Source organism: Streptomyces sp. NPDC002004, assembly GCF_053593975.1.
Genome location: NZ_JBSFDP010000039.1, coordinates 45,234 through 55,217, shown reverse-complemented (window position 1 = coordinate 55,217; position 9,984 = coordinate 45,234). Strand labels below are relative to the sequence as shown.

General features: G+C 71.2%; 9 protein-coding genes. 4 read left to right on the top strand and 5 right to left on the bottom strand.

Features of this window, described 5'->3' with window-relative positions; all coding sequences use genetic code 11:
• Window positions 1–100: 100 nt before the first annotated feature.
• The 4 genes from ACWCP6_RS32855 to rlmN all read right to left on the bottom strand — a co-directional run bounded on the left by ACWCP6_RS32855 (window position 101) and on the right by rlmN (window position 5,233).
• A complete protein-coding gene (locus ACWCP6_RS32855) occupies window positions 101–1,117 on the bottom strand; it encodes an ABC transporter ATP-binding protein (protein ID WP_450936266.1) in 1,017 nt (338 codons plus the stop codon).
• Between the two features lie 30 nt (window positions 1,118–1,147).
• A complete protein-coding gene (locus ACWCP6_RS32850) occupies window positions 1,148–2,770 on the bottom strand; it encodes an ABC transporter permease (RefSeq protein ID WP_450936265.1) in 1,623 nt (540 codons plus the stop codon).
• A gap of 35 nt (window positions 2,771–2,805) precedes the next feature.
• Window positions 2,806–3,900, bottom strand: coding sequence for a thiamine ABC transporter substrate-binding protein (locus tag ACWCP6_RS32845; RefSeq protein WP_450936261.1), 1,095 nt, complete (start codon window positions 3,898–3,900; stop codon window positions 2,806–2,808).
• A gap of 226 nt (window positions 3,901–4,126) precedes the next feature.
• Window positions 4,127–5,233, bottom strand: a complete 1,107-nt coding sequence (gene rlmN / locus ACWCP6_RS32840; RefSeq protein WP_450936260.1) for a 23S rRNA (adenine(2503)-C(2))-methyltransferase RlmN — start codon at window positions 5,231–5,233, stop codon at window positions 4,127–4,129.
• Between the two features lie 1,364 nt (window positions 5,234–6,597).
• On the opposite strand from rlmN, the gene ACWCP6_RS32835 reads away from it, so the two are divergent.
• The 4 genes from ACWCP6_RS32835 to ACWCP6_RS32820 all read left to right on the top strand — a co-directional run bounded on the left by ACWCP6_RS32835 (window position 6,598) and on the right by ACWCP6_RS32820 (window position 9,461).
• On the top strand, window positions 6,598–7,119 hold the full coding sequence (locus tag ACWCP6_RS32835) for a CAP domain-containing protein (RefSeq protein ID WP_450936259.1): 522 nt from the start codon (window positions 6,598–6,600) through the stop codon (window positions 7,117–7,119).
• A gap of 242 nt (window positions 7,120–7,361) precedes the next feature.
• Window positions 7,362–7,895: a hypothetical protein gene (locus tag ACWCP6_RS32830; protein WP_450936258.1), complete on the top strand. Its 534-nt coding sequence runs from the start codon at window positions 7,362–7,364 to the stop codon at window positions 7,893–7,895.
• Between the two features lie 357 nt (window positions 7,896–8,252).
• The gene (locus tag ACWCP6_RS32825; RefSeq protein ID WP_450936257.1) at window positions 8,253–8,984 is read left to right on the top strand and encodes an SDR family oxidoreductase; all 732 of its coding nucleotides are present in this window, start codon (window positions 8,253–8,255) and stop codon (window positions 8,982–8,984) included.
• A 30-nt stretch (window positions 8,985–9,014) separates the two neighbouring features.
• A complete protein-coding gene (locus tag ACWCP6_RS32820; RefSeq protein ID WP_450936256.1) occupies window positions 9,015–9,461 on the top strand; it encodes a cupin domain-containing protein in 447 nt (148 codons plus the stop codon).
• Window positions 9,462–9,567: 106 nt separating this feature from the next.
• Here the strand turns inward: ACWCP6_RS32820 and ACWCP6_RS32815 are convergent, their stop codons facing one another.
• Complete coding sequence (locus ACWCP6_RS32815; protein ID WP_450936255.1) at window positions 9,568–9,759, bottom strand: DUF1059 domain-containing protein; 192 nt, start codon at window positions 9,757–9,759, stop codon at window positions 9,568–9,570.
• Window positions 9,760–9,984: the final 225 nt, after the last annotated feature.

Below are 9,984 nucleotides of genomic sequence, written 5' to 3'. Positions count from 1 at the left end.
GCGGGCCCGGTCCAGTGAGGACGTACTCACCGGCCCCTCGGTGTCGTGGCCGGGTGACCGGCGTGCGGCACGGCTGGCCTTGCGCGCCGCACGGAAGGGGTCACGGCAGGACGACGACCTCCCCGGCGTCGAAGGCGACCCCGACCTCGTCGCCGGGCTCCGGTGCGTCCCGCAGGGCGCAGGCCGCTTCGAGGCGCGGCCCGGCCTGGGGCCGGAGGTGGACGGAGACATGGGTGCCGCGGAAGGCGCGTGCCGTCACCGTGCAGGACAGACCGTCCGCGGCCGCCACGAGACGTACGCCGGCGGGACGTACGAGCAGGCGGCCCGGCCCCTGAGGGGCGCCGTCCGGGACGGGCACCTTGCCCCACGGGGTGTCCGCGGTCCCGCCGGACACGGCCGCGTCGACGACGTTGTCGAAGCCGAGGAAGCGGGCCACGAACTCGTCGGCCGGGGACTGCCACACCTCGAGGGGCGTACCGGACTGGGCGATCCGGCCGTCGCGCATGACCACCACCCGGTCGGCCAGCGCGAAGGCCTCGCTCTGGTCATGCGTCACCGCGAGCACGGTCGTCCCCAGTTCGCGGAAGAGGTCGCGCAGCTCGACGACGAGCCGTTCGCGCAGGGAGCGGTCGAGCTGGCCCAGCGGCTCGTCCAGCATCAGCAGCCGCGGCCGCGGGGCCAGCGCACGGGCCAGCGCGACCCGCTGCTGCTCGCCGCCGGACAGCGCTGCGACGGCGCGCCCGCCGGCGCCGGGCAGCCCGACCAGGGACAGCAGCTCCGCCACACGCGCGTCGCGTTCGGCGCGCGGGACGCCGCGCATGCGCAGTCCGAAGGCGACGTTGCCCGCCACGTCGCGCTGCGGGAACAGCTGGTGGTCCTGGAACATCAGGCCCACGGCGCGCTTGTGCGCGGGCACCCCGGTCTGGTCGCGGCCCGCCAGGGCGATCCGACCGCGGTCCAGCTCCTGGAGCCCGGCGACGGCCCGCAGCAGCGTCGACTTGCCGCTGCCGCTCGGGCCGAGCACGCACACCGTCTCGTGCTCGGCGACGGCGAGGTCGACCGCGTCGAGGGCGGCACGCCCGCCGAACGTCACCGTCGCGCCGTCCAGGCGCAGCATGTCCTTGCGCAGAACCCCGCTCGTCATGGTCTAGAACTCCCCCGTGTGATCGGTGCGGATGCGTTCGAGGAGCAGCAGCGACACCGCGCACACCAGCATCAGCACAGTGGAGAGCGCCATCGCCTGGCCGTAGTTGAGGTCACCGGCGCGCCCGAGCAGCCGGGCGACGGCGACGGGCAGCGTCGGGCCGTCGGGCCGCGCGATGAAGACGGTGGCGCCGAACTCGCCCAGTGACACGGCGAATGCGAAGCCGGCGGCGACGAGCAGCGCGCGCCGCACCATCGGCAGGTCGACCTCGCGCCAGGCCCGAAGCGGCGAGGCCCCGAGCACGGCGGCGGCCTCCCGCAGCCGCGTGTCGACGGCGCGCAGCACCGGAAGCATCGTGCGGACCACGAAGGGCGCGCCGACGAGGGCCTGCGCGAGCGGCACCAGCAGCCAGGACGCGCGCAGGTCCAGCGGGGGCTTGTCGAGCGTGATGAGGAATCCGAAGCCGACGGTCACGGCGGAGACGCCGAGCGGCAGCATCAGCAGGGCGTCGAAGCCGCGCAGGAGCCTGCCCGCGCGCCTGGTGAGCGCGGCGGCCGCGAGTCCGCCGACGACGAGCGCGATGGCGGTGGCCGCGAGTGCGTAGCCGAGCGAGGTCCACACCGCGTCGACCGCCGGCACCGGGAAGACCCCGCCGTCGGCGGAGGTCAGGGCCCGGTAGTAGATGAGGCCGTACCCGTCGGGGCCCTTCAGGGAGCGCTGGACGAGGACGCCGAGCGGCAGCAGGAGCAGCACGGCAACGCTGAGCACCACCCCGCCGAGCAGCGCCCACTGCCCGGCGCCGCGGGGCTTGCGTGCGGTGACCGCGGCGTCGACCAGCCGGAGCGCGCTCTCGCGGCGGCGGACGGTCCGTGCGTGCACCGCCAGGATCAGGCCCACCGCGGCGAACTGGATCAGGGTGAGCACCGCGGCCGTCGACAGGTCGAAGATCTGGGAGGTCTGCCGGTAGATCTCCACTTCGAGGGTGGAGAAGGTCGGGCCGCCGAGGATCTGGACGACGCCGAACGAGGTGAAGGTGAACAGGAACACCATCAGCGCGGCGGCCGCTACGGCGGGCGCGAGCGCGGGCAGCGTCACCCTCCGCCAGGCGGCGAACCGGGACGCGCCGAGCACCCGCGCGGCGTCCTCCTGTCGCGGGTCGAGCTGCGCCCACAGGCCGCCGACGGTACGGACGACGACGGCGTAGTTGAAGAAGACGTGCGCGAGCAGAATCGCCCACACCGTCGTGTCGAGGCGTACGCCCCACAGCTCGTCGAGCATCCCGCCGCGGCCGACGAGCGCGAGGAACGCCGTGCCGACGACGACGGTCGGCAGCACGAACGGTACGGTCACGACCGCGCGCAGAAGCTGTTTGCCGGGGAAGTCGAAGCGCGCGAAGACGTATGCGCCGGGGAGCGCGATCAGCAGCGTGAGCGCCGTCGACACCAGCGCCTGCCAGGTCGTGAACCACAGCACGTGCCGGATGTCCGGCTGTGCGAGGACGTCGGCGATGCGCCCGAACCGCCAGACGCCGTCGGTCTTCAGGCCGCGGGCGACGATCGCGGTGACCGGGTAGGCGAAGAAGACCGCGAAGAACGCGACGGGCACGGCCATGAGGCCGAGCCGCATCGCGCCCCCGCGGTTCACGCCCTGCTTGCGGGGCCCTACTTCAGTACGAGCGACGTCCACGCCTTGACCCACTGATCACGGTTGGCGGCGATCTTCCGGGGAGCCATGGTGTGCGAGTTCCCGACCGTGACGGCGTACTTGGCGAAGTCCCTCGGCACCCGGGCATCCTTGCGCACCGGGTCCACGAACATCTTCAGCGGCATGTCGCCCTGGAACTCCTTGCTGATCAGGAAGTCCAGCAGGGCCTTGCCGCCCTTGGCGTTCCCGGCGTTGCTCAGCAGACCGGCGTACTCGACCTGCCGGAAGCACGTGCCGGTGGAGACTCCGACCGGGGACTCCTTCGGCCGCGGTTGGGTGTAGATGGCCTCGGCGGGCGGCGACGAGGCGTACGAGACGACCAGCGGCCGGTCGCCCTTGGCCTTCCTGCCTCCGGCGGAGCCCGAGAACTCGTTGTTGTACGCCTGGTCCCAGCCGTCGACGACCTTGACCCCGTTCGCCTTCAGCTTCTTCCAGTAGCCCTGCCAGCCCTGGTCGCCGTACTGGGCGGCGCTGCCGAGCAGGAAGCCCAGGCCGGGCGAGGACGTGGCGGCGTTCTCGGTGACCAGGAGGTTCCTGTACTTCGGCTCGGCCAGGTCGGCGAAGGACCGCGGCGGCTGGAGCTTGTGGTCCGCGAAGTACTTCTTGTCGTAGTTGACGCAGATGTCGCCGGAGTCGATGGGCGTGACCCGGTGCTCGGCCTGGTCGACGCGGTACTGCGGCAGGATCAGGTCCGCGCCCTTGGCCTCGTACGGCTGGAAGAGGCCGTTGTCGAGTGCGCGGGACAGCAGCGTGTTGTCGACGCCGAAGAAGACGTCGCCCTGGGGGTTGTCCTTGGTGAGGATGGCCTTGTTGACGGCCTGCCCGGCGTCGCCGTCGGGCAGCATCTTCACGGTGTATCCGGACTGCTTCTCGAAGTCCTTCAGCACGTTCTTGGACACGGCGAAGGAGTCGTGGCTGACGAGCGTCACCGTCCTGGTGCCCTCCGCGGAGCCCTCGCCGTCGGCGTGGCCGGGGCCGCTGCACGCGGACAGCGCGACGACGCCCAGCCCGGACGCCAGCGCGACGGCCGAGATCTTTCTGATGGTGCTCACTGATTTTCCTCCTGGGTGACCAGGAAGAGACGCGGCCCTGCCCGGGGACCGTGGTCTCCGGGCAGGGCGCAACAGCTCGAGTGGTGACCGAACTTCCTACCCGGAATGACCCGGGCGAGGTTCAGAGGGTCTGCGGAGCCACCGGTCTCCCGGCTTCCGCACTCTCAGCGCTGTGGCGCTCCCCTGTCGGAATATGCAGATGTGGTACGGGGGTCAGACTACCGTTCTACCGCTCGGCCGCCGCCAGCTGACCGCACGCTCCGTCGATCTCCTGGCCACGGGTGTCCCGGATCGTCACCGGCACACCATGGGCCGCGATGGCCTCGACGAACGCCTTCTCGTCCTCGGGACGGGACGCGGTCCACTTGGAGCCCGGGGTCGGGTTCAGCGGGATCAGGTTGACATGGACCCGCTTGCCCTTGAGGAGCCGGCCGAGCCGGTCGCCACGCCACGCCTGATCGTTGATGTCCCGGATCAGTGCGTACTCGATGGAGATGCGGCGGCCCGACTTCTCCGCGTACTCCCACCCGGCGTCGAGGACCTCGCGGACCTTCCACCGTGTGTTGACCGGGACGAGCGTGTCGCGCAGCTCGTCGTCCGGCGCATGCAGGGAGATCGCGAGCCGGCACTTGAAGCCCTCGTCGGCGAAACGGTGGATCGCCGGGACCAGGCCGACCGTGGAGACGGTGATGCCGCGCTGGGACAGCCCGAGCCCGTCCGGCTCGGGGTCGGTCAGCCGCCGGATGGCGCCGACCACACGGTTGTAGTTGGCGAGCGGCTCGCCCATGCCCATGAAGACGATGTTGGAGAGGCGGGCGGGGCCGCCCGGGATCTCCCCGTCCCGCAGCGCGCGCATGCCGTCGACGATCTGGTGCACGATCTCGGCGGTCGACAGATTGCGGTCCAGGCCGGCCTGGCCGGTCGCGCAGAACGGGCAGTTCATGCCGCAGCCGGCCTGCGAGCTGATGCACATGGTGACCCGGTCCGGGTACCGCATCAGCACGGACTCGACCAGCGTGCCGTCGAACAGACGCCACAGGGTCTTACGGGTGGTGTCGTCGTCGCAGCTGATGTGCCGGACCACGGACATCAGCTCGGGCAGCAGCGTCTCCTGGAGCTTGCCGCGCGCGGCCGAGGGGATGTCCGTCCACTGCGCCGGGTCGTGCGCGTACCGCGCGAAGTAGTGCTGCGACAGCTGCTTGGCGCGGAACGGCTTCTCGCCGATCGCGGCGACGGCGTCCTTGCGCTCGGCGGGCGTGAGGTCGGCGAGATGCCGCGGCGGCTTCTTGGCTCCGCGGGGGGCGACGAAGGTGAGTTCTCCGGGTGCAGGCATGGTCCCACCAGTGTGGCAGATCAACTACTGCGGCCCAGGTGGGAACGGTGAGGGGCTGGTCACCCTGGGTCGTCATCCGTCATCCCGCGGCCAACCTCGCACAGCCCGGAGACGGCCCAGGGGGCCCAGCTGTCGCGGTCACCGCCTTGGCGCGCGACCCGTCCCACGTCTTGATCCGTAGCTCTGTGCGGAACGGTCGGTGAGGGCCGTATCGGTCGCGCCACGGCCTTACGAGGCCGCTGCCGGACGGGGCCGGTTGCTGTGATCGCCGCACCTCACTGCTGTACCGCCACCGGCTTCGCCGGCCGACACCCGCTTCCGGAGCGAGGTTGGGCGATCACGAGCGTGACCTGCGGTTTCGCCGGCTTGGCCATCAGGCACGAGTGCGCCTGCCAGTCACCCTCGTCGACCGCTGCTGCCCCTTGCATCCGGCACGGTTGTGGCACGGGATCTCCGGCTGGTCAGGTGACCGGGCATCCTTCCCGGTCCGTGCGGGCAAGTACTGAGCCCAGCGGCGCCACGTCATCCGTCACCCTCACCGTGCAGGGGAGCGGCACCTCCTTCAGGCTGCCTCCATGCAGCATCCAGAGCCCGAAGCAATCGTCGTCCTGGTCCCGAAGCAGGACCTGAACGGAGCGGGGGAACGGCCAGGGCATCTGTTCCAGGTGGCGCAGGAGACCAGTCCAGTTGGGCCTCCAGAAGTCGATGGCCCATGCGTCCATACCGGGGATGGCCTCGAACCGCTGGTGCCACTCACGGTGATCGTCAGGCCGAGTGAGAGGCTCCATCACCTCTCCGGCTCCGAAAGCGATGACTATCACTTCACAATCTCTGCTCACACGCGGCATCTTCAGGCCGGTCAGCAATGGGCGTCAACGGCGGGCCGTTGCCCTGCTGCGGTCCCAAGGGGCCAGCCCGCGCCTTGCGCGGGCCCTAGATGAGGTAGAGAAACCTGTAACGGCTCGCCCTGGCCACGCGGACTTGTCGGTCCAGCGTCGGCTGGTGGCATATGTATGGCGACGGCACGCATTGGATCAATGGAGTCGACGTACCCGTCCAGCGTCATCGGGCTGGACGCGCTGACGATCTCGACTTCGGGCCAGATCTTGCGCGCGGTCGCACGACGACGCGGGACCAGCCGTCCACGCAGTGCGTCCACCCGCGGGGGGGGCGGGACGGCCCGCTCGTGGTGCGGCAGCCCCGGTCGTACGGTGGAAAGAGCAGGAGGCGCGCGCCCGCATCCAGCTGCGGCGGTGTCCGTCTCACCACAGGCCGCGCACCACCCCGCGGCCGCTCCCATGCGGCCGCCCCGGGGGCCGGGTGCCGTGGGCGGCTCCCCATCACCCCCGCGAAGGGGAACTCCCATGCGTACCACGAACCATCGGATCCGCCGCGTGTGCGCCGCTGCCTGTACCGCCCCGCTGCTCGTGCTGGGCGCCGCGGTGGCCGCCGCCCCGGCAACGGTCATCGCGCCGCAGGCCTCCGTCACCCGCGCCGTGGAGGAGTCGTCGCCGGGCGAGATCCTCGCCCTGGTCAACGCCGAGCGGGCCAAGGTCGGTTGCGATCCCCTGAAGGAGGACTCGCGGCTCATGCAGGCCGCCCAGGCCCACGCCGACGACATGGCGGCGAACGGGCTCACCGGGCACACCGGCTCGGACGGGTCCAGCGACCTGACCCGGATGGAGCGGGCCGGCTACTCGCCCGCGGGGCGGTCCGCTGAGAACGTCTCCGGACCGGGCTACAACTCCTCGAAGGCCCATGTCGATGGCTGGATGGCCAGCAACCGGGGCCACCGGGACACCATCCTGAACTGTGAGTTCAAGGAGACCGGGATCGGCACGAACGGCCAGTACGCCGTCCAGCTCTTCGCCGTCAGGTCGCGGTAGCCGCGCGACTGCGCCACCGTCCAGCGACTGCGCCACCTGCCAGGAAGGGGAACGTCGCCGAGCGTCACTCGGCGACGTTCCCCTTCGGCGTGCCTGTCGGCGTGGTCGCGACGGGGATCGAGGCACAACGCCACCGGCCGCTTGCTGCCAACCGGCCTTCTGTCAGGACTTCGTGGACCTCCGCGACACAATGGGCGGAAGGGCGCTGCCGGTGGAGAGCAGTGCCACAACGGGGAGTTCACATGCAGAATGCCAACAACGGTGCCGGCTCCTTATTGGCTGTGGCGATAGTCGCCCTGGTGGTGCGGCAGCAGCTGCGCACCCGTCAGGTGCGGCGCTACGGCTCACTGATCACGCCGGTGGTCTTCGGTGTCCTGGGCGCCGTCGGAATCGCCTTCGGTGTCGCCTCGGTGGTCAAGGACCGGCCGCTGACCGCCTTGCCCGTCGTCCTGTTGGTGGTGAGCCTCGCCGTCGCGGCGGGCTTGGGCACGGCCAGGGCCCGGACCGTACGGGTGTGGCGTGGCCCCGAGGGCGACGTGCTGCGCAAGGGAACGGCTGCCACTACGGCTCTGTGGCTGGCCTCGGCGGCCGTGCACTTCGGACTGGGCCTGTGGATCAACCGGGCGGCCGGGGCCGGGGTGTTGGGAACGGTGTCGCTGTACGCGTATGTGGCCATCGGCCTGGGCACGCAGAACCTGTTGGTACGCGGACGAGCCGCCGCCCTGTGGCCCGAGCCCGACGTGGTCGATCACGTCGACACCGGCTCGCACCTCTGACGGGGGGAGGCGGGGGCCCTGCGCCCGGGGTTGCCTTCTGATCCGCTCACCTGGGCCCAGTGGCCGGCCCACAGCGCCTTCCTCTCACAGGGCAGCCGCCGAGGCGACTGAATCCCACACCGGGCGCCGGAGCCGGCTCCCGTCCACACGCGCAGTGCAGGGACGGGACCCACCCCGGCGCCGAGACGGCCCGCGTGCCGGCGCGGGAAGCCGCAGCGCTCGGCCGGCCGTCCACGGCAGTGGGCGCGCGGACACCGGCTGACACGGGTGCCCGGGCGTGCACCGGCCACGTGCGCCGGGCACCGCGCCGTCGCAATCTGGACGCATGACCCATCGACGTGCGACGAAAGGTGACCCATGAAGTGCGCAGTCATCGGCGGTACCGGCCTGATCGGGTCGCAGGTCGTGAAGAAACTGGACGCGGCAGGGCACGAGGCCGTGCCGCACTCGCTGTCCACAGGTGTTGACGTGATCACCGGGCAGGGCCTGGCGGAGGCGGTGGCCGGCGCCGATGTCGTCGTCAACCTGACCAATTCCCCGACCTTCGACGACGCCTCCTCGGGGTTCTTCCGGACCTCGATGGACAACCTTCTGGCCGCCTGCCGCAAGGGCGGGGTGGGGCATGTCGTCATCCTCTCGATCGTCGGCGTGGACCAGGTGCCCGGACTCGTCTACTACCGGGCCAAGGCCCTTCAGGAGGACATCCTCAAGGCCGGGCCGATCCCCTACTCGATCGTCCGCGCCACCCAGTTCATGGAGTTCATGGACGCGGTCATGTCCTGGACCACCGAGGGCGACACCGTCCGCCTGCCCACCACCCCGATCCAGCCGATCGCCGCGCAGGACGTCGCCGACACCGTTGCCGAGGTCGCCGCAGGATCCCCTGTGAACGGCACCGTCGACGTCGGCGGGCCCGATGTCCTCCCCCTCGACGAACTCGGCCGGATCACCCTGACCGCGCATCCCGACGGCCGCACGGTCGTCACCGACGCCGACGCCGGCATGTTCGCCGCCGTCGAGGGCGACGTCCTCGTGACCAGGGGTGACGCCCGTATCGCCCCCACCCACTACACCGACTGGCTCGGCTGACCGGGCCGGCCCGCCACTGGAGGCCTCGCGATGTCGAACAAGGAGCCGGCGCCGGCCGGCACCACGAGCCGGCCGCGCTCGGAAGCATGGAAAACGGCGCTCACCGTGCTGCAGTCGGTGGAGCCGCCGTTCGTTCCGCAGGAGGCGGAGGCGATGACGGTTCTCGTCGAGTTCCCTCCCGGCGACCCCGGCACTCCTCCGCACCGGCACTCGGGACCCGCCTTCGGCTACATGCTGGAAGGGGAGATGCTCTTCGAGCTGGAAGGCGAGCCGGAGCGGGTGATCAAGGCCGGGGAGACGTTCTGGGAGCCGGGCGGCGACGTCATCCACTACCAGGACGGGAACAACCGGACGGACTCCTGGAGCCGCTTCCTCGTCACCATGATGTGTGCGCCGGGCCGGCCCATGCTGACCCTGGTCGACGACGACGAGCTGGCCCGGCGTCAACATCTGCGAGCCCCCCGTCCGGGCACGTGACCGCCCCGAAGCGCCGCCCTTCCCGCAACGTACGGACCCGGGTGAACCGGCCCCGGTCGGCGCCCCCTCGCCACCGGGGCCGGGCAGAGTTCGTGGGTGTCGTGGCTCAGGCGTGCTGCGGCACCTCGTCCTTCAGCAGGCCGCGCAGCGATGCGCGGAACTCCGGGGTGTCCTCGTGGCCGTGCACGGCGACAGCGTGCTGGGCGGCCGCCTCCATGACTTCGTCCTCCTGACCCGAGATGGTCAGGGTGCAGTGCGATTCGCTGGGGTAGTCCCTGCAGTCCATGACCTTGCGCATGGTGGTGCCTCCGGGATGGCGACGGCTGCCGGCCGTCACCACCCGAGCGGCGCACGGGCGGTGACGGCCGGGGGCAGGCGTACGGTTCACCTTCCACGATCCTCCTCGGAGGCCCGGGGCGACACCCCGGGGCGGGACGAGGGCGCGACGGCCTCCCGAGGCGTCACGAACGCGGCGGGCGGTTCCGGGGTTCGAGGCGGCGGCGAGCGGTCCGGGACACGGGAC